Source organism: Pseudomonas sp. 25 R 14, assembly GCF_900004755.1.
In the GTDB taxonomy this organism is placed as follows: domain Bacteria; phylum Pseudomonadota; class Gammaproteobacteria; order Pseudomonadales; family Pseudomonadaceae; genus Aquipseudomonas; species Aquipseudomonas brenneri.
Map to the genome: position 1 here is coordinate 138911 of NZ_CVTS01000066.1, position 17614 is coordinate 156524.

19 protein-coding genes and 1 tRNA gene are annotated in these 17614 nt (G+C 59.0%); 6 read left to right on the forward strand and 14 right to left on the reverse strand.

Going from position 1 to position 17614, the window contains the following annotated elements; translation table 11 throughout:
• The first annotated feature begins 2 nt into the window (after nt 1–2).
• On the forward strand, nt 3–365 hold the full coding sequence (locus BFQ03_RS26060) for a hypothetical protein (protein WP_032857798.1): 363 nt from the start codon (nt 3–5) through the stop codon (nt 363–365).
• Here BFQ03_RS26060 and sctU read toward each other — a convergent pair.
• The 11 genes from sctU to sctW all read right to left on the reverse strand — a co-directional run bounded on the left by sctU (nt 362) and on the right by sctW (nt 10576).
• On the reverse strand, nt 362–1459 hold the full coding sequence (gene sctU, locus BFQ03_RS26065) for a type III secretion system export apparatus subunit SctU (protein WP_065944314.1): 1098 nt from the start codon (nt 1457–1459) through the stop codon (nt 362–364). The genes BFQ03_RS26060 and sctU overlap by 4 nt on opposite strands.
• Nucleotides 1456–2244: a type III secretion system export apparatus subunit SctT gene (gene sctT / locus BFQ03_RS26070; protein ID WP_065944315.1), complete on the reverse strand. Its 789-nt coding sequence runs from the start codon at nt 2242–2244 to the stop codon at nt 1456–1458. Before sctT ends, sctU begins: the two co-directional genes overlap by 4 nt.
• Nucleotides 2245–2254: 10 nt before the next feature.
• A complete protein-coding gene (gene sctS, locus BFQ03_RS26075; protein ID WP_032857802.1) occupies nt 2255–2518 on the reverse strand; it encodes a type III secretion system export apparatus subunit SctS in 264 nt (87 codons plus the stop codon).
• Nucleotides 2519–2525: 7 nt separating this feature from the next.
• Entirely contained in the window at nt 2526–3179 is a 654-nt protein-coding gene (gene sctR / locus BFQ03_RS26080; RefSeq protein ID WP_032857804.1) for a type III secretion system export apparatus subunit SctR, read from the reverse strand.
• Nucleotides 3176–4198, reverse strand: coding sequence for a FliM/FliN family flagellar motor switch protein (locus BFQ03_RS26085; RefSeq protein WP_065944316.1), 1023 nt, complete (start codon nt 4196–4198; stop codon nt 3176–3178). The genes sctR and BFQ03_RS26085 overlap by 4 nt, the downstream gene beginning before the upstream one ends.
• A complete protein-coding gene (locus BFQ03_RS26090; RefSeq protein ID WP_065944317.1) occupies nt 4195–4653 on the reverse strand; it encodes a type III secretion system HrpP C-terminal domain-containing protein in 459 nt (152 codons plus the stop codon). The genes BFQ03_RS26085 and BFQ03_RS26090 overlap by 4 nt, the downstream gene beginning before the upstream one ends.
• Nucleotides 4650–5075, reverse strand: coding sequence for a type III secretion system stalk subunit SctO (locus BFQ03_RS26095; RefSeq protein ID WP_032857808.1), 426 nt, complete (start codon nt 5073–5075; stop codon nt 4650–4652). Before BFQ03_RS26095 ends, BFQ03_RS26090 begins: the two co-directional genes overlap by 4 nt.
• A complete protein-coding gene (locus BFQ03_RS26100; RefSeq protein WP_065944318.1) occupies nt 5062–6420 on the reverse strand; it encodes a FliI/YscN family ATPase in 1359 nt (452 codons plus the stop codon). The genes BFQ03_RS26095 and BFQ03_RS26100 overlap by 14 nt, the downstream gene beginning before the upstream one ends.
• Nucleotides 6417–7322 carry an FHA domain-containing protein gene (locus BFQ03_RS26105; RefSeq protein ID WP_032857811.1) on the reverse strand — a complete coding sequence of 302 codons (906 nt, stop codon included), beginning with the start codon at nt 7320–7322 and terminating at the stop codon, nt 6417–6419. The genes BFQ03_RS26100 and BFQ03_RS26105 overlap by 4 nt, the downstream gene beginning before the upstream one ends.
• Nucleotides 7323–7391: 69 nt before the next feature.
• Nucleotides 7392–9488, reverse strand: coding sequence for a type III secretion system export apparatus subunit SctV (sctV, locus tag BFQ03_RS26110; RefSeq protein ID WP_032857813.1), 2097 nt, complete (start codon nt 9486–9488; stop codon nt 7392–7394).
• On the reverse strand, nt 9485–10576 hold the full coding sequence (gene sctW, locus BFQ03_RS26115; protein WP_065944319.1) for a type III secretion system gatekeeper subunit SctW: 1092 nt from the start codon (nt 10574–10576) through the stop codon (nt 9485–9487). The genes sctV and sctW overlap by 4 nt, the downstream gene beginning before the upstream one ends.
• Nucleotides 10577–10837: 261 nt before the next feature.
• Here sctW and BFQ03_RS26120 point away from each other — a divergent pair, with 261 nt between their 5' ends.
• Nucleotides 10838–11389 carry an RNA polymerase sigma factor gene (locus BFQ03_RS26120; protein WP_032857816.1) on the forward strand — a complete coding sequence of 184 codons (552 nt, stop codon included), beginning with the start codon at nt 10838–10840 and terminating at the stop codon, nt 11387–11389.
• A gap of 37 nt (nt 11390–11426) precedes the next feature.
• Here the strand turns inward: BFQ03_RS26120 and BFQ03_RS26125 are convergent, their stop codons facing one another.
• Nucleotides 11427–12644: an MFS transporter gene (locus BFQ03_RS26125; protein ID WP_032857819.1), complete on the reverse strand. Its 1218-nt coding sequence runs from the start codon at nt 12642–12644 to the stop codon at nt 11427–11429.
• A 427-nt stretch (nt 12645–13071) separates the two neighbouring features.
• Here BFQ03_RS26125 and BFQ03_RS26130 point away from each other — a divergent pair, with 427 nt between their 5' ends.
• Complete coding sequence (locus tag BFQ03_RS26130; RefSeq protein ID WP_065944320.1) at nt 13072–13392, forward strand: DUF6124 family protein; 321 nt, start codon at nt 13072–13074, stop codon at nt 13390–13392.
• A gap of 270 nt (nt 13393–13662) precedes the next feature.
• Nucleotides 13663–13739, forward strand: a tRNA-Met gene (locus BFQ03_RS26135).
• A gap of 194 nt (nt 13740–13933) precedes the next feature.
• On the opposite strand, the gene BFQ03_RS26140 is transcribed toward BFQ03_RS26135, so the two are convergent.
• Entirely contained in the window at nt 13934–14974 is a 1041-nt protein-coding gene (locus BFQ03_RS26140) for a DMT family transporter (RefSeq protein ID WP_065944321.1), read from the reverse strand.
• A gap of 177 nt (nt 14975–15151) precedes the next feature.
• Complete coding sequence (gene argC / locus BFQ03_RS26145) at nt 15152–16081, reverse strand: N-acetyl-gamma-glutamyl-phosphate reductase (RefSeq protein WP_065944322.1); 930 nt, start codon at nt 16079–16081, stop codon at nt 15152–15154.
• 113 nt (nt 16082–16194) lie between these two features.
• Between argC and BFQ03_RS26150 the strand changes: the two genes are divergently transcribed.
• Entirely contained in the window at nt 16195–17079 is an 885-nt protein-coding gene (locus BFQ03_RS26150; RefSeq protein WP_065944323.1) for a LysR family transcriptional regulator, read from the forward strand.
• A gap of 120 nt (nt 17080–17199) precedes the next feature.
• Nucleotides 17200–17601 carry a GFA family protein gene (locus tag BFQ03_RS29395; RefSeq protein WP_082445565.1) on the forward strand — a complete coding sequence of 134 codons (402 nt, stop codon included), beginning with the start codon at nt 17200–17202 and terminating at the stop codon, nt 17599–17601.
• Nucleotides 17602–17614 lie beyond the last annotated feature (13 nt).

Below are 17614 nucleotides of genomic sequence, written 5' to 3' on the forward strand. Positions count from 1 at the left end.
CCATGGGATTACCCGACGATGATTCGCGTCGCCAGGTATTTCTGGACAACCTGGTGAGCGGCAACGTCGCTTACCAGCCTCTGTGCCCAGGGATTGGCCTGTGCCGCTTGAATGCAGGCCAGAAGCTTGGCCTGGCCTTGCAGATTGCGCCAGAGGCATTGCAAGCCGGCCAGTTGGAACGAGTGCTGGAACGGCGCTTTGCCCACGCAAGGGGGTTCGATGGGTGTTTTGTCTATCTGGATGCCAAGGGTAGCCTGGTGATCTGGCATGCATTGACGCCAAACGTCCATGCGCTCGATGACATCATCAGTCGCATGCTCTCGCTGGCCATGCTCGATGCACTGGATGTACATCGCGTGTCCTAGCGGCGCGCAAGCTCCGGTAACTCCAGGGTCTGGCGCTTGGCCTCATCATCCAGTTCACGCAGGGTGCGATAAATCAGCGCCACCGCCTGCAAGCTCTCCCGCGGAATCGGCGCACCCAACTTTCGCTCATACAACATGCGCGCCAACCACACACACTGGATCACCGGTACGTCGGCGGCCTTGGCCCGGCCAATCAATTTGCGGGCCTGGGTGTCCGTGCCTTTGTCCACCAGCATCGGCAAAGGCGTTTTGCCAGGCCTGTAGTACAGCGCCACGGCAAAGTGCGTCGGGTTGACCACCAGCATGTCGGACTCTTCCAGCTTGGGCAGTTTGACCTTCGGCTCTTCCTGGGCGAGTTGGTAGGCCAGGGAGCGGCGCTGGCCCTTGACGTGAGGGTCGCCCTCCATGTCCTTGTACTCCTTGACCACCTCCACCTGGGTCATGCGCATGCGCTTGGCAAAGAAATACTTCTGCATGGACAAATCGATCAGCGCGAGCACCAGCAGCAACCCCAGGCAGGCATGCAGCAAGTGGCGGAACAAGGCGATCAGCGCCACGATATAGCTCTGCAGATCGCTGGTGGCCAGGTTGATCAGCACCTGCAATGAAGGGGTGATGACCACATACAGGATCAGCGAGAGCAGCAATGCCTTGCCCAGCCCCATCAGCAGGTTGATCACAGACTGGGCGGAAAACATCTGCTTGAGTTGGTTGAGCGGGTTGAGGCGGTTGAAATCCGGCTTCAGGCTTTCCGGGGCGAACAGCAAGCCGAACTGCATCCAACTGCTCATCAGCTTTACCACGATCGCCACCCCACACATCAGCAGGCCGAACGAGAAAAACACGATCAGGCCGTCCATCAACACTTCTTCCAGGGCGCGGATAAACGGCTGGCCCATGCGCGAAAAAGGCAGCGCCATCAATTGTTGGAAGCGTTGCATACTGGTTTCGGCGGTGAACAAGGCGATCTCGCTGATCGCAGTGAGCACCAGCAGTTTGGCCACGTCCTGGCTTTGCGCAACCTGGCCTTTCTTGCGTTGGTCCTTGAGTTTCTTGGGGGTCGCCGCGTGTTTTTTCTCGCCCGAATCACTCATTGCCCCGGGCCCCGAAACATCAGGCCAAGGAAATGTTTAAGGTCCATCAGCAAACCCATGCGCCCAGCGATCAAATCCTCCAACAGCGGGAAATACAGCAGCAGAAAAGCCAACCCAGCCAGGCTCTTGGCCGGCATTGCCAGGGTAGAAACCTGCAACTGCGGGCTGTAGAGCCCGAGCAAGGCAAAGCCGAATTCCAGCAGCAACAACACCGCAATAAACGGTGCCGCGTAGAGCATCATGTGCACGAAGGTATCACCAAGCAGGCCCAGGAACACACTGAAGCCGTTGACCGCTGGCAGTGGCACCCAAGCGGTGGGTGGCCAGATCAGATAGCTGTCCCAGATAACCTGCGTCAACGCGCCCAGCCCGAAGGTTGTTATCAATAGAAAAATCGCCAACTGCTTGAACAAATGCCCGACCGGTGTCGCATCCGGCCCCAGCGAGGGGTTGAGTTGCCCGCCCGCCAAGGCTCCACGCTGATTATCGAGCAACGCGCCTACCGACTCGACCATCCAGAACGGCATGAACAGCAAAACCCCCAACAAGAACCCCAGGGCCATCTCCTTGAAAACCAGCCCGCCGAGCATCAGCGCAGAGTAATCCTTGCCCATCAATGCAGCATGAATGCCGGGCGTGGGGAACAAGGCCACGACCATCACGACCGTGTGCCGGGTCATCCCGCGCACATGCTGGAAACAAAACGCCGGCACCAGGAACATGCACGGATAGATACGCGCCATGCTGATCAACAAGCTGGGCAAAAACTCAAGGTAAAGGAGCACGCGTCGTTCCTCAGTTCAGTGCCGAGCGGGCAATCATGTCGAATGTCATATTGATCAGCTGGATCAACTCCACACCAATCCAGCGCCCAGTCAGGATCAGGGTGATACCAACGGCCACCAGCTTGATCCCGAAGGGCAACGTCTGGTCCTGTATCTGCATCAGGGCCTGCACCAGGGATGTCATCACCCCAACGATCACCGCGACGATCAACGGTGGCGCCGAGAGCACCACCACCAGCAGCATGCCTTGCTTGAACAGTACGATCGGTTCCATAAGCCACTCACAGATAAGAAAGGAACAGACTGTCGAGCAGCCGCGACCACCCGGAAACCAATACAAACAGCAGCAACTTGAGCGGCAGGGAAATGGTCATCGGCGAGACCATCTGCATGCCCAGGGCCAGCAGCAGGTTGGAGACAATCAGGTCGATGACGATGAACGGGATATAGATCAGGAAGCCGATCTCGAACCCGGCCTGCAATTGCGAAATCACATAAGCCGGAATCAGCAGCATGAGATCGTCGCGGTGGGCGTTCTGCGCCATCTCCGGCGGCCACATGCGCGCCGTGTTTTCCACGAGATGGGTGAGGATGTCCGGGTCGGTGTTGCGAGTCATGAACAGGCGCAGCGGCTGTATGGCTACAAGCCCCGTCTCCTGGAGGCGTTGCACGCTACTCAGGTCCACCGGTGCTTGCTCGATATTCTGGGCGATGGCATACCCCACCGGCGCCATGATAAACAGGGTCGCCGCGAGCGCGATGCCGTTCAGCGCCATACTGGGTGGCACTTGCTGCACGCCAATGGCGTTACGGGTGATCATCAGCACAATGATGATTTTCAAAAAGGCCGTACACACGATCAACAACATCGGCATCAATGCCAATGCGGCGATGAAAAGCGCCAGAATAAGAGGTTCAACCCCCTGGAATGTCATCGTGCGAAAATCACACGGGACAACTGTAAGCCCAGGCGTCCATCCATCTCGACCAACTGGCCCTGGCCAATCGGCCGATCACCATAGTAGAGCCCTGCCATGCCGGGGGCGTAGCCCGAGATGCTCAACACCGCGCCGGGGGCAAGATTGCGCAGTTCCCCGAGGGTCAGGTTCAGCGTTCCACAGCGCACATTCAAGGCCATGCTCAACTCATCGAAAGGCTCATGGCCAAAAACATCTACTACAGGCTCATCAAGGTCATGCTCTTCATACCCCGAGTAGTGTTGCGCTGAAAGATCCTCGTCCACAGACGTTTCCTCGATAGATATAAGTGTCAGGAGCACCGGCCCCGATTCATCGTCAATGCGCCCATGCAGGCGATGCTTTCCTATCCGCAACCGACCGCTGCCCTGCACGTCAAAAAAGGCCTGCTCCAGCATCACTACGTCACCGGCGCGCAGGCTGCGAACCTGGCTCAGGGCTAGCTGCAAGCGTCCCAACGTCACGGCAACCGTCAGTTGAAACGAGGACGGCAATGGCAAGGCTGTCGGTTGCCAGCGCCCCGCATCACACAGTCCCAACAAACTCTCGGGCGCCAGTAACAGGTACCCCACCACCCTAGAGGCTCCCAACGTCACCGTGAGCCGACAACCGAAATTCAGCTTTCCAGGGGATGCCCTTAGCCGCAGGTAGCCAAACAGTGCTCGAACCTGAGGGCTCAAATGATGTTGAAACAGCTCCCAGAACCAAGAGTCCGGATCATTACCTGTATCTGCCAGCGTCACCGGGCACTCCCCCAGCAGGCTGAACATGGGCCCTGGCTCGCTGAAGGCCAACAGCCCACAGGCGCTTTCGAAGTACAGAGGGGCGGCGCTCCTGGGCGCACGCCCAGGCTCAAGCAGCAGCTCACCGTGCTGGTCTGCCACCTGAAACGGCATGCGCAAGCCTCGCCCCAGACGCAGGCGTGCCGCAACCGTGGCACTTTTGACCAAAGGTATAGCGAGAGCAGGCATGATCATGCCGCGCCCACATGGACCAGATGCAGCTCGACAGGCTGGCCCAGAGCCTCGGCCAAACGGTCCTGGCAGCCTTGCCGCACGCCCCCCAACCAACGCGCGGCAAGCTCTTGCTCCGCCGCCAGCTCGATGTGCCACATACCCTGCTCACGTCGCACACTGGCGTTGATCCGCCCCAGGCGCGGCAGGTAAAGCATCGCCTGCAGAGGCCATTGCGCACTCCCGTGGATCCTGGGTACCAATTGCGCCGTCATCGCCTCGATCATCAAGGTATCGGCTGCCCCCCCGGCTCCCGACGCAGAAGTGCCGTAGCCTGCACCCTCGGCATCACTGTCCAGCAGTTGGGCAAATAACCGCCCCTGCTCCCAGGGCACGACACCCGACAGTGCAGGTTCCTGTTCCGCTCGCGGCTCACGCGGACGCGGGCGTTCGGGCTTGCTTGCTTGGACTTGCGTCATATGTCTTCCTGTGTCTCTTCCTGCGCCAATAAAACGGACAACTCCTGTAGTTTCTCGACCTCCCGCAGGCATTGGCTCACTTGTTTCTGCGCACTGGCGATATGCACCACCTGTTTCTCCCGCTGGCCATGCAGTTCATGCAACTGCCCTTCTTCGCGCCGGGTCCCGGCGGACAAGCTGCGCTCCTGGGTCCCCCAGGCCTTGAGCTGGGACAACGAGAGCACCTGCCCCTGGTGCTTCTCCAACAGCTCTGCGGTTTTCTGGATTTCCTGCAGGCGGGTTTGCTCAAGCTCTTCCTGAGCCTGCTGGATTTTTGCCAACAAGGCTTGCTGGTGCCGCTTGGCCTCACGCAACGTACGCTCGGCACGGTCCGCCCGATGCCGACGCAGGCGCCGCAAGGTGTCGATTTCAGAAAGGGACATGGGTGGTCAGGCTCATCAGTTGGTCGAGGGTCATGGACATCGGCGCGGGCTCGCGCAAGTCCTGGCGCAGAAACCCATCCACCGCCTGGCGACTGTCCACCGCCAGGTCAGTCAGGGCATCGCTGCCGGGCTGGTATTCCCCCAGCTTGAGCATCAATTCAATCTGCTGGTACGCCGATAACAAGCGGCGCAGTGCTGTGCCGGCCTGGATATGCACAGGCTCGGCGACGTTGCTCAGAATCCGTGAAAGGCTGGCCAGTACATCCACCGCCGGGTAGTGGCCGCGCTCAGCCAACTTGCGCGACAAAACGATATGGCCATCGAGCAACGAGCGCACTTCATCGGCCACGGGATCACTCATGGAGTCCTGCTCGATAAGCACGGTATAGATCGCCGTGATCACCCCCTCGCGGGTCAACCCGGCACGCTCCACCAGGCGCGGCAGCAAGCTGTACACCGAAGGCGGCAGACCGCCGCGCCCCAGCGGTTCGCCGGCCGCCAGGCCGATCTCACGCTGGGCCCGGGCAAAACGGGTCAGGGAGTCGATCAACAGCAGGACCCGCTTGCCCTTGCGCCGGTAACCTTCAGCCAAGGCTGTCGCGGTGAAGGCTGCACGGGCGCGCTCCATGCTTGAGCGGTCGGAAGTCGCACACACCAGCACCGCCTTGGCCCGCAGTTGCTCATCCAATTCGTGATCGAGAAACTCGCGCAACTCGCGGCCTCGCTCACCAATCAGGCCGAACACAATCACATCACAGTCAACGTTACGGGCGATCTCCGCGAGCAAGGTGGTCTTGCCACAACCGGCGCCCGCAAACAGGCCAACACGCTGGCCTTCGCCCAGGGTCAGCAGACCATCGATCGAACGTACCCCGGTGGCCAGTGCCCGATGGATCCGGGGCCGCTCGGTGGGCAAGGGCGCCTCGCACAACACCAGGCTGGTATCCTCGGCGTGCGCCTCGACAAAGGCGCTGGCCCCCTCTCCCGTTATAGGGCGACCAAAGCCGTCCAGTACCTGGCCCAACAGGTCATCACTGACACGCACCCGGTGTGATACGCCCAACTGCTCGACACTGGCACCCACCCGCACGCCTTCAAGATTGCCCAAGGCACTGAGCACCGCGTCCTGCTGATCGAAACCGATGATCTCGGCCAGCATGTAATCGCCGGTGGACTTTTCAACCTGGCACAAATCGCCGATACGCGCGTGAGGCAAACGGCATTGCAGCAACATGCCGTTGACGCGCTGGATACGTCCACGCACCGAGACCGGCGCAAAACTGGCCAGCGCCTGTGATCGGGCCTGCTGCCAGGCCTCCAGGCGTGCCTGCAGGTCGGCACTCACCAGCGCACCTCATAGCGCTGTACACCGTCGAACACCACTTTGCTGTTATCAATCAGGACCAGTCGCAAGCCATCCACTTCATCCCCGACAAACAGCCGGCTGCCTTCATCCAGGACGACATGGCCATTGGGCCCACCGACGATCTGCAGAATCTTGAAAGGGAATACAGCGCTACGTTCCTTGACCCGGCTGATCACCGGCACGGGAGTATCGAACTGCTCGCCAAAACGACTGAGCATGCGCGACACCAGTCCCACCTCCTCTTGGGCAACATCCCCGTCGAGCGTCACCTGGCCATTGATCACCTGCAGGCGAATCCGATTCCCCAACTCACGCTCGTTGAGCATTTTCAGCAACTGTTGGCGGACTTCGTAGGGTGAGTCCAGCTCGTTTTTCTGACTTGGCACCGGCATCAACGACGCCTGGGCCTCGTGCTCTCCCGTCGTGGCCAGGCCCACCGCCATGATGATGACCGCGATGACCACCACCAGGCTGATCAACCGTTTCTGTTGCGTCCCGGATATCGAGGACAACATCAGCGTCGGTACCGCTTCATTGACCGGCCTGACCGGTGGAGCAATGGGCGCGACAACCGGGGCTTGCGGCCAAGGCTGGTCGGCCAGGGTGACGCACAGTCGAATACTGCCAATCGAAAAAGGCACGTCCAGTGCCAGGTCGGCAATCTGTGCCAGGAGCTGACCGTCATTGGCCCGCACCAACCCCTCTTGAGCCTGCACCGACCAGCGCTGCTCGATACACCGCAACACCACGTGGCGCTCGGCAATCCCCTCGTCATACAGCGAAAGGTCGGCATCCGGATGCGCACCAATACTCCATTGCCCGCCAAACAACGGCAACGCCGCCCCCTGGCGCGAACCATCCAGCACTCGTAGCTCAAACATCGCCTGGCCTCATTACCGCTACAACGAAAACGCCCCGCTCAGGACTCTGTGCCAGCCCCCATAACCGCCTCATGCCACCTCCTCACGCAACAGATTGTCCTGGGCAAGATCAAAGCGCCCCATCACCTTGACCTTGGACGAAGCACTCAACTCGGCGAACGACAGGACCGGCACATGGTTGAACTCCTCCAACAGCAAAGTGCGCAGGGGGCTACGCAAATCCTGCGCCACCAGCAACACGCTTTTGCTCTTGGGGCGCACGGCAAAGGCTTGCTTGAGCAGGCTGATCAGCGCTGCACTGCTTTCGTTATCCAGGGAAAAAAACACCCCCGTCTGGGTCTGGCGCAGGGCATCGCGCAACACGTTTTCGGTATGCGGAGACAACAGCCAGGCATGCAGACCGTCGGCTTCGCTGTACTGGTAAAGGATCTGCGACTTGAGGGCAATGCGCGCATAGTCGGCCAGGGCATCCGGTTCACGCTCATGCTGGCCGTGCTCGATCAGAGCCTCGACAATCAGCCGCACGGCCCGTAGTGGTACGCCTTCACCAGCCAGGCGCTGCAACACCGACGAAAACCGCGAAAGCGGCATGATTCGCTGCAGTTCCTGCACCAACTCCGGCTGGTTGAATTCCAGCCAACTGAGAATCGCCTTGCTCTCCTGGATCCCGAGGAACTGCGGGCCGCTGAGCAACATCGCCCGCGTCATCCGCTCCAAAAGCAAGCTGTACGCCGTCGAGCGCGCCAGGTGTTCATCGGCAAGCACGGGGTCTTCGGGCATAAACCACACCCAGTCCTGTTCGTCGCGCTCAGCCAGGCCCCTGCTCCCGCCTTCAGGCTCGTCCGGCAGTGCCGCAAGCTCCACGCCCACCCAATGGCCGAGCGTGGCCTTCAACATGGGTACTTCATGCACACAGAAGCGAAACTCATCGTCGGCCAACGCAGGCGCGAACTCGACTTCAAACGGCGGTAGCGTCAAGCCAATCTGGGTGACCAGGCTATTGCGGCTCTGGCGTACCCCGTGGATGACTTCCGACACCAGCGGGCTATCCTGCAGGGCTACTGGGAACTGCATCAGGTACGGCCGCGACGGGTCAAAACCACGCAGGTCCTCCACCCCGTTCTGCTCTGGCGGGACGCTATCGGCGACAGGCTCCTGCGTTTTTTCCTCACGCTGACGCTGGCGCATCAGGTAGTAACCCAGGCTGCCGGTCATCAGCGAAATAAGGATAAACACCACCGTGGGCATCCCCGGCAGCGCCGCGAAAGCGAGCATGCCCACCGACGCAATCATCCAGCTCTTGGGTTCGCTGGTCATCTGCCGGGCAATCTCGGCGCCCATATTGTTGCTGCCTTTATTGCGGCCGGACGGGGCCACGCGGGTGATGATCATGCCGGCCGTCAGCGAGATCAGCAGGGCCGGAATCTGCGCGATCAGGCCATCACCGATGGTCAGCACCGAGTACAACGCCATCGAGTCGCCTGCACTCATGCCATGCTGGAACATGCCGGTGGCAAAACCACCGAGCAAGTTGATCACCACAATGATCAGCCCTGCGATGGCGTCACCCTTGACGAACTTCATCGCCCCGTCCATTGCCCCGAACAACTGGCTTTCGCGCGACAGTTGCTCACGCTTGTCCCGGGCCTGGTTACCATCGATCAGGCCGGCGCGCAGGTCGCTGTCGATGGACATTTGCTTGCCGGGCATCGCGTCCAGGCTAAAGCGCGCCGCCACTTCCGCGACCCGCTCCGAACCCTTGGTGATCACCAGGAAGTTGACCAGGGTCAGGATCATGAAAATCACCAAACCCACTGCCAGATTGCCACCCACCACAAAGTTGCCGAACGCCTCGACTATGTCACCGGCGTCCTGCTCCAGCAGGATCAGGCGCGTTGTTGCAATCGACAACGCCAGGCGAAACATCGTGGTCAGCAGCAGAATCGACGGGAACGAGGAAAAAGCCAAAGGTCCCGGCAAGTACAACGCCAGCACGATCAACAGGCACGAGATACAAATATTGAGAGCAATCAGGATATCCACCAGCCAGGTGGGCAACGGCACGATAAAGATAAACACAATGGCCATGACCACCACCGCGCCCAGCACCTCGGCGCGTTGTGCAACTTTCAACAGCACCGCGTTGATTGCCCGCAAGGCACTCATGCCTTGATTCCCGGCCAAGTGTGGGTGTGCCGCGAGCCTCGCTCCTGCGTAGCGTATTCAAACAACACCTGCTTGTAGCTGTTCAGCGCCTCTTCGCGCCGTCTTGCATCACTCCACCAGGCCAGGGGCAGGGCCTTGAGCTCCGGGAAAAAAGCGCTGAGGGAGCTCAACTGGTGAGCCTGCTCATCTCCCCCCAAGTCCCTGGCCAGGTGCTTGACTTCATGGGGCGTAAGACCGCTGGCCGCATACCCCAGCAAGCGCTGCAACAAGCCCACCGGATCCAGGTGCAGTTCGGGGTACAAAAGAAGGGACTGCCCGATCAGTTCCTTACAACGCGAGAGCACGCCACTCAATCGACTGCAGTCGTTGAGGCCCAACAGCAAGGTACGCAACTGGCCCCGGTCGACTGACGAGGTCTGCGCGGCAATATCATCGGCCAGGGCCCGGCGGATCAACTTCAACCCGGACGCGAAGTCTCCTTCACCGAACAGCCCCAGCAATGACTGCATCAGGGTCGCCAGCGATTGGGTCGTGACCACGCTGGTGTAATACATGCTGCGCACAGCCTGGCGCAGATGCGGATCATCACTGCCCGCCTGCAGCGCCAACGCGGTGTTCAGGCCTGCCTGGATCTGCGGCTTGTAATGGGCCTCCAGGTCAGCCAGGGAACTGCGTGCCAGGGTCGCCTCTGCGGTACGCCCCTCAGCATCCGACTGAAGCGCCACGTGCTTGAGCACCACATAAGCCCGTGCAGGGTCATTGCCGGTGATATCCATCATCTTGCCGACGCCGGCGCCGAGCAGCAGTTGCACCCTGACATTACGGGCGATGGTCGCCATTTTCGCCTGGGCTGGATGCCCCAACTGCTCATAGAGTTGAGTCAACTGCTCGGCCGGTGGTGTGCGCAAACCCAGTTGCCGCTGACCCAGCGCCCTGGTGTTGAGTTCGACTTCTTGGGTGAACAGCGCACTGAGGTCATCAGCTACGGGGGGGCTTATCTGAGTTGCCGGCCCACTTTCAATCCGGGCAGGTGCCGGTTGATTCAGCGGCGCGGGGGTTTGCACATCAAGGTTGGGATCGACTTTCATGGGAATGCCATAACAAGAGATTCGTATCCTTGTGTGGCTGGAACGCTCGATACGGTTCCATCTTCATCCTCTTCGTATGAATGATGAAAATAACGGCACAAACCCATGGTGCTTTGTGCAAGTCATTGCAAAAAAAACACCTAAAACAAGATATTTCCTTATATTTTTCAAATAGATATCGATAATTTCCGTTTGGCACAAGCGGTGCTAACAGGGTTCTCGTCGAAACCATTTCGACTGCTTATACCCTGAGGAAAAATCATGGATATCCCTATCAGTGTTTTAGTTAACCTTCCACGTGACCCTAGCCAATCCATCCAAGATCTGTCCGACGACCACCACAAACGCCTGCGCAGGTTCATTCATAAACGCGTACTGAACCCAGAGGATGCGGACGATATCCTGCAACTGACGTACCTGGAGGCGTGGCGCAACCGGCATCACTTCAGCGCACAAGCGTCACTGAGCACCTGGATGTGCGGGATCGCACTAAATCTGATCCGCAATCACTTTCGCCGTCTCTATGCCAAGCCGGTGCATTGCGAATTCGACGAATCACTGTCCCATGGACAGAACGAAGAGCAGGACCTGGCGCGCCAATTCGAGATCAGCCGCCGACTGGAAAACACCCTCAATGCGATCCAGCACCTGCCGCTGGAAATGCGCAACACCTTGTATGCCTCACTGGAAACCGACGGCAGCTACCAGGACACCGCCGATGCCCTGGCAATCCCGATTGGCACCGTCCGCTCCCGCCTGTCACGGGCACGGGAGCAGTTGAAACGCGCGACAAAATCTCACCCGTTCCAGTAGGAGAGGATCGCCCAGGGATAGGGCTACCCTCCCGGCTTCAGGCTTTTTTCGAACGTGGCAACAGAATCGCCAGCACCCCGAGCAGCGGCAGGAACGAGCACAGCGTATACACGTACTCAATGCCGTGGATATCTGCCAGATAGCCCAGCAACGCCGCGCCAATACCGCCAAAACCGAACATCAGGCCGAAGAACACCCCGGCGATCATCCCTACGTTGCCTGGCACCAATTCCTGCGCGTACACCACAATCGCCGAGAACGCCGAGGCCAGGATAAAACCGATCACCACACTGAGCACACTGGTCCAGAACAGATCGACATGGGGCAGCAGCAGAGTGAACGGCGCAACGCCGAGGATCGAGAACCAGATCACCGCCTTACGGCCGATTTTGTCGCCAATCGGCCCACCAAAGAACGTCCCCGCCGCCACCGCCCCAAGGAACAGGAACAGATGCAACTGGGAACTGGCCACCGACAGGTCGAACTTCTCGATCAGGTAAAAGGTGAAGTAACTGGTGAAGCTGGCCATGTAGAAATATTTGGAAAACACCAACAGCCCCAGCACCACCAGCGCCCCCAGTACGCGGTTTTTCGACAGGCCATGGGTGGCGGCCTGGCCCTGCTTGAGTTTGAACAGGTTCAAATGGTTGCGGTACCAGCGGCTGATTGCATACAGCACCCCCAAGGCAAACACCGCGAACAAACCGAACCAGGCGACATTGCCCTGGCCAAACGGAATGATGATCGCCGCCGCCAGCAACGGGCCAAATGCCGAACCTGCGTTGCCGCCCACCTGGAAGGTCGACTGCGCCAGGCCATAGCGCCCACCAGACGCCAGGCGCGCCACGCGGGACGCCTCCGGGTGGAAGGTCGAGGAGCCAATGCCGATCAGCGCCGCCGCCAGCAGAATCAGCGGGAAACTGCCGACCTGGGACATCATCAGAATGCCGATCAGCGTACAGATCATCCCGCAGGGCAGCAGGAATGGCTTGGGATGGCGATCGGTGTAATACCCCACCCACGGCTGGAGCAACGAGGCCGTGAGCTGGAACGTCAGGGTAATCAGGCCGACCTGGGTAAAGGTCAGGCCATAACTTTCCTTGAGCATCGGATAGATCGAGGGCAACACCGCCTGGATCAGGTCATTGATCAAGTGCGCCAGCGCCACGGCGCCGATGATCGACATGACCAAGGGGCTCGATTGCCCGGCGGCCGGTGTCGTAGCCACTGAAGGCTGGGAATTGGTAAGAGCCATGAGGAACGTTTCCGTACAGCAGATGGATGCACAGGTGCAGGTGTGACAATGTGCCACTTAATGGGGCAGGAAGGCTATCCCGTTAGGAGGCTAACGAGTAGATGAATCGATGCAGCGGTCATGCCTTGTAAAGGGCCAGCAAGATGAATCCCTTTAATTTGAGGGACGTTTCCTAGAGAATCTTTCGGCCTTGTGCCTGGTGGGGTCGGTGGCTAGTCTTCGGTCCGTCGCTGGTTTTCAGTGATCGGGTTTAGTCGCCCGGACTTATATCAGGCGCATGGTCTCATGAGGTTTCATGGTGGCTGTGCGCAGGGCACCTCCGGGTGCGCCGGGTTCCTGATTAACCGGTCGACTAACCTGCGTACAGCCGCCACCCATTCGTTTAGTCGCGAAGGGCGTCGGCTCCAAATTAATCAGGAGCCATGCCATGTTCAAGATTGTCCCCGACCCACCCCGTGACCAAGCCAAAGACCGCGCCGCCTTCAACCGCGCGCTCGACCACTACTTACCCACCGACCCACCGCAACCGTCACCTCACGTCTACACCGTCAGCGACGACATCAGCTTCGAAGACGCCTTGCTCTACACCGCCGACCTGCTGCACAGCGCCTCGGCCACCGCCATGGACTGTGGCGAGCACCTGCAAAGCGCCGAACGCGCCAAAGTCCTCGCCGTGTGGCACCTGCTGGAAATCGCCAAGGCCATGGTCGACCGCTCGATCACCTGCCTGCACCCGCGCGCAACCTAGTACGCCGACGGTAGAACACCACAGATCAAATGTGGGAGCGGGCTTGCTCGCGAAGGCGGTGGATCAGCCAATACATGAGTTGACTGACCCACCGCCTTCGCGAGCAAGCCCGCTCCCACACTCAGATCTTCGCGGCCTGGAGAACTGGGCAAACCCCCAGCCACTGGTCGCCTCACCCGGCGTTTTTGCTTAAACAGTTGATAGCGTAGATAAATTTTCAAAAAAAGCGCTTGACGCTTCTTCGTTCTGAGCGAATAATGCGCGCCACTTGGCTACATAGCTCAGTTGGTTAGAGCATAGCATTCATAATGCTGGGGTCCGGGGTTCAAGTCCCTGTGTAGCCACCAAGTACCGATCCATAGATGTCTACAGCAGTCTATGAATCACCTCAAGAAGCCCGCCTCGTGCGGGCTTTCTTGTTTCTGGCTATCATCCCCGCTAAGCCCAAATGAAGCGATCCGAGATAAAACGCCGCCCCCTTTCCGATACCGAACTGACCGTCGCCTGCAGCCTGCGGGATCAGTGATCCACTAAAGCCAGATCAGTGTTTGTGCCGGTGATGTATATCGGGGAAATGAGCATGGCTATGCTGGATCGGTGCGTGCTCATGCGGATGACTATGCGGTTCAGTACCGTCCCACTCAAAGCTGTGCTCATGTTGGTGGTGCTCGTCGTGTGTATGGCGATGGCCGTGTTTGAGGGGATCATGCTGATGCTCGTGAGCATGATTTTCCATCAAGTGAATCCAGACACCGATGGCCATCAATGCAGCAGCAAGCAAGAACATCAGCGATACCGACTCGCCCAAGATTAGGATCGAGATGACCGCGCCGAGGAAGGGAGCAGTGGAAAAATATGCGCCGGTGCGCGCGCTTCCAAGCCCCCGGAGGGCAAGAACGAACAACACCAAACTCACGCCATACCCAAGAAACCCAAGCATCATGATTGGCCCTAACGTCGCCAAGGCTGGCAGTTGTGACCCAATGGCAAACGCCAAACAGCAATTGGCCACGCCCGCGACCAAGCCTTTGCTCCCCGCTATAAAAAGCGCATCGGAGGCAGAGACCTTGCGGGTCAGGTTATTGTCGATGGCCCAACAGAGGCAGGCGAAAGCCACGGCCAGCGGCCCAGTCCAATCGTGAGTCGTCGCCTGCCCTTGCGGCCACGACAGAACAATCCCACCCAAAACAATAGCGATCATGCCGATAACGATACGGCGATCTGCGTTCTCTTTGAACACGACCCACGCCAGCACTGCTGTGAGGACCGACTCAAGATTGAGCATCAGCGACGCCGTAGCTCCCGCCGTCCGAGTGAGACCGTACATGAGAGCCACGGGAGCAAGTACACCCCCAAAGACAATGGCGCCAATCAACCAGGGCCACTCTCCAGCAGGAAGCCCGGGCCGTTGCCAGCGTTGATCGCGAGCAAAACGAACAATGGCCAGGCCGAGTCCGCTACCCAGGTAGAGCAGTCCTGCCAACAGAATGGGCGGAGTATCCACACCCAATAGCTTGGCGAGCGGAGTACTGGCGCCAAACAACGCCGCAGCAGCTAATGCATAGAGGACACTCACATTCATAATCGGTCGTCCTATCAGGCTCACTGCATACGGGAGAGCATCATAGCGTTGCTCTAGTAAGAAATATGTGAGCGCCAGCCCCTTAACTGCCTGGATTCTGGACAGGCTCTGTAGCTCGCGGGCGAGAAATATTCAGCAACGGATCATCCCGCACCTGAGAGCCAATGTTAGTCGACGTCATACTCCTGCAATCATCAAGTCCAGGTTCTGCACCGCCGCTCCAGCTGCGCCCTTCCCAAGATTGTCAAACACGGCAGCCAACAGAACCTGCCCCGCCTCATCATTTTCACACACCACCAAACGCAAACTGTCCGTCCCGTTAAGCGCCTGGGGATCAAGGTAGGTCAACGCTCTGGCCTCCTGCATCGACATCACCTGCACATGCTCGGTATCGCGGTAGTGCTGCATAAGGCATGCATGCAACTGCACCGCGTTCACGCCCGGCGCCAACAGCCGAAGTTGTAACGGTATGGTGAGTACGATCCCCTGCCGAAAAGCCCCATAGGCCGGCACAAACATCGGCCGCTGCGTCAAACCGCTTTGCTGCTGAATTTCAGGAACATGTTTGTGCGCCAGCCCCAGACCATAAACCTGATATGCGAGCGCTTGTGATGCGTACTCGCCCTCATGCTCTTGCACTCCGACGCGCCCTTTTCCGGAATATCCCGATACCGCATGAATGTTTACGGGGTAATCCCTGGGCAGCAACCCGGCCTCTAGCAATGGCCGCAGCAGCCCTATCGCTCCCGTGGGATAGCAACCTGGATTACTGACCCGCCGCGCCGTGGCGATTTGTTTGGCCTGCTGCGGGCTCATCTGCGCAAAACCATAAGTCCAGTCTGGATCAGTGCGGTGTGCCGAACTCGCATCGATCACCCGAACGGCGGGGTTTTCGATGCTCATTACAGCGTCGCGCGCGGCTTGATCAGGCAAACAAAGAATCGCGATATCGCAGGCGTTGATCATTTCGGCGCGATGTTGCGGATCCTTGCGGTGTTCGGGGCTGAGTGTCATCAGGCGCAGATCACTGCGGTTGGATAGGCGTTGCTGAATTTGCAAACCGGTGGTGCCTTGGTCGCCATCAATAAATATAAGAGGACTTGCCATGGAATGCGCTCGGTATAGGAAATCAGGAGCTCCAATCTTCAGTGACGAGCTAAGATAGGAAAAGTTGAATTTCCAAACGATGAAGTTAAGTTTTTCTGAACAAGGAATGACGTATGCGCGAAATCAGCCTGGACCGACTGCGCACGCTGGTTGCCATTGCCGATCTGGGCTCGTTTGCCGAAGCGGCTCGGGCACTGCACCTCGCGCCACCTACGGTCAGTTTGCATATTGCCGACTTGGAGTCGCGGGTTGGCGGCAAGCTGTTATCGCGCACGCGTGGGCGTGTACAGCCCTCGGCGATTGGAGAAACATTGGTGGCCCGTGCGCGGCGCCTGTTGGCGGATGCGGAGCAGGCCCTTGAGGACGTGGAGCGTCAGGTACTAGGCTTGGCCGGGCGTGTGCGGCTGGGCGCCTCCACAGGGGCTATCGCACAGTTACTGCCACAAGCCCTAGAAACATTAGGCCAAAGACACCCCGCCATCGATGTGCAAGTTGCGGTGCTCACGTCGCAGGAAACACTGGGAAGACTTGTCGAGGGCTCATTGGATATCGGTCTGGTCGCACTGCCACAGACACCAGTGAAGCAATTGCGGATCGAGCCATGGCGGCGGGACCCGGTCATGGCTTTCCTGCCGGCTCGCTGGGAGTGCCCGGATATTGTGACCCCTGGCTGGCTGGCCGCTCAGCGATTAATTCTGAATGACAACACTACTCGACTCTCGCGCCTGACCTCAGACTGGTTCGCCAGCGAAGGACTGCTGCCCGTGCCACGCATTCAACTGAACTACAACGACGCGATCAAAAGCCTAGTGGCGGCCGGTTATGGTGCTACGTTGTTGCCGCATGAAGCCTCCACGCCATTGCCTGATACCCGGATCGTCATGCGACCATTACAGCCCTTACTATGGCGCCAACTGGGCATTGCTCACCGTGGCGGGGACGTCGAACGGCCTACACAACATGTGCTGGATGTGTTGTGGGGGTTGAGCGTGGACTAGGGGGATGTCGAAGTTCGACGCCTAGCCCCACCTGTATGGCTGAAAACTCTCGTATCTGTGACTGGGATTAGACCGGCCCTGACGGTTAAGCTGATATTTTTCGCATGCACGGAAGAGCGTATGGCTGCGATGTACCAAGGAAGCTGCTTATGCGCAGCCGTCAGTTACGAGCTATCTGCCACACCAAAAGCAGTGAGTCATTGTCATTGCAGCCAGTGTCGTAAAGCTCACGGGGCAGCATTCGCTTCGTACGGCAGCGTTCCCCGCAACGCGCTACGAATACTTGGCGGCGCCACTAGCATCAAAACCTATGCATCCTCAGAGACGGTGTTACGTGAATTCTGCGCGCACTGTGGTTCGACGTTGTTCTGGTCACGGTCTCAAGGCGAATTTGCCGACTGGGTTTCGATAGCACTGGGCACGCTTGACACGCCCTTCATGCCTGAAAAGCAAAAACACGTTCACATCGACTCTACAGCCCACTGGTACACGCCAGCCAAATTATGCCCCCAGGTCGGCTGAATACTTGTAGCGG

What these genes read in the sequence shown, in the direction of transcription:
- BFQ03_RS26060 (WP_032857798.1), top strand. Translation starts at nt 3, where the DNA reads ATGGGATTACCCGACGATGATTCGCGTCGCCAGGTATTTCTGGACAAC.
- sctU (WP_065944314.1), bottom strand. Translation starts at nt 1,459, where the DNA reads ATGAGTGATTCGGGCGAGAAAAAACACGCGGCGACCCCCAAGAAACTC.
- sctS (WP_032857802.1), bottom strand. Translation starts at nt 2,518, where the DNA reads ATGGAACCGATCGTACTGTTCAAGCAAGGCATGCTGCTGGTGGTGGTG.
- sctR (WP_032857804.1), bottom strand. Translation starts at nt 3,179, where the DNA reads ATGACATTCCAGGGGGTTGAACCTCTTATTCTGGCGCTTTTCATCGCC.
- BFQ03_RS26085 (WP_065944316.1), bottom strand. Translation starts at nt 4,198, where the DNA reads ATGATCATGCCTGCTCTCGCTATACCTTTGGTCAAAAGTGCCACGGTT.
- BFQ03_RS26090 (WP_065944317.1), bottom strand. Translation starts at nt 4,653, where the DNA reads ATGACGCAAGTCCAAGCAAGCAAGCCCGAACGCCCGCGTCCGCGTGAG.
- BFQ03_RS26095 (WP_032857808.1), bottom strand. Translation starts at nt 5,075, where the DNA reads ATGTCCCTTTCTGAAATCGACACCTTGCGGCGCCTGCGTCGGCATCGG.
- BFQ03_RS26105 (WP_032857811.1), bottom strand. Translation starts at nt 7,322, where the DNA reads ATGTTTGAGCTACGAGTGCTGGATGGTTCGCGCCAGGGGGCGGCGTTG.
- sctV (WP_032857813.1), bottom strand. Translation starts at nt 9,488, where the DNA reads ATGAGTGCCTTGCGGGCAATCAACGCGGTGCTGTTGAAAGTTGCACAA.
- sctW (WP_065944319.1), bottom strand. Translation starts at nt 10,576, where the DNA reads ATGAAAGTCGATCCCAACCTTGATGTGCAAACCCCCGCGCCGCTGAAT.
- BFQ03_RS26120 (WP_032857816.1), top strand. Translation starts at nt 10,838, where the DNA reads ATGGATATCCCTATCAGTGTTTTAGTTAACCTTCCACGTGACCCTAGC.
- BFQ03_RS26125 (WP_032857819.1), bottom strand. Translation starts at nt 12,644, where the DNA reads ATGGCTCTTACCAATTCCCAGCCTTCAGTGGCTACGACACCGGCCGCC.
- BFQ03_RS26130 (WP_065944320.1), top strand. Translation starts at nt 13,072, where the DNA reads ATGTTCAAGATTGTCCCCGACCCACCCCGTGACCAAGCCAAAGACCGC.
- BFQ03_RS26140 (WP_065944321.1), bottom strand. Translation starts at nt 14,974, where the DNA reads ATGAATGTGAGTGTCCTCTATGCATTAGCTGCTGCGGCGTTGTTTGGC.
- argC (WP_065944322.1), bottom strand. Translation starts at nt 16,081, where the DNA reads ATGGCAAGTCCTCTTATATTTATTGATGGCGACCAAGGCACCACCGGT.
- BFQ03_RS26150 (WP_065944323.1), top strand. Translation starts at nt 16,195, where the DNA reads ATGCGCGAAATCAGCCTGGACCGACTGCGCACGCTGGTTGCCATTGCC.
- BFQ03_RS29395 (WP_082445565.1), top strand. Translation starts at nt 17,200, where the DNA reads ATGGCTGCGATGTACCAAGGAAGCTGCTTATGCGCAGCCGTCAGTTAC.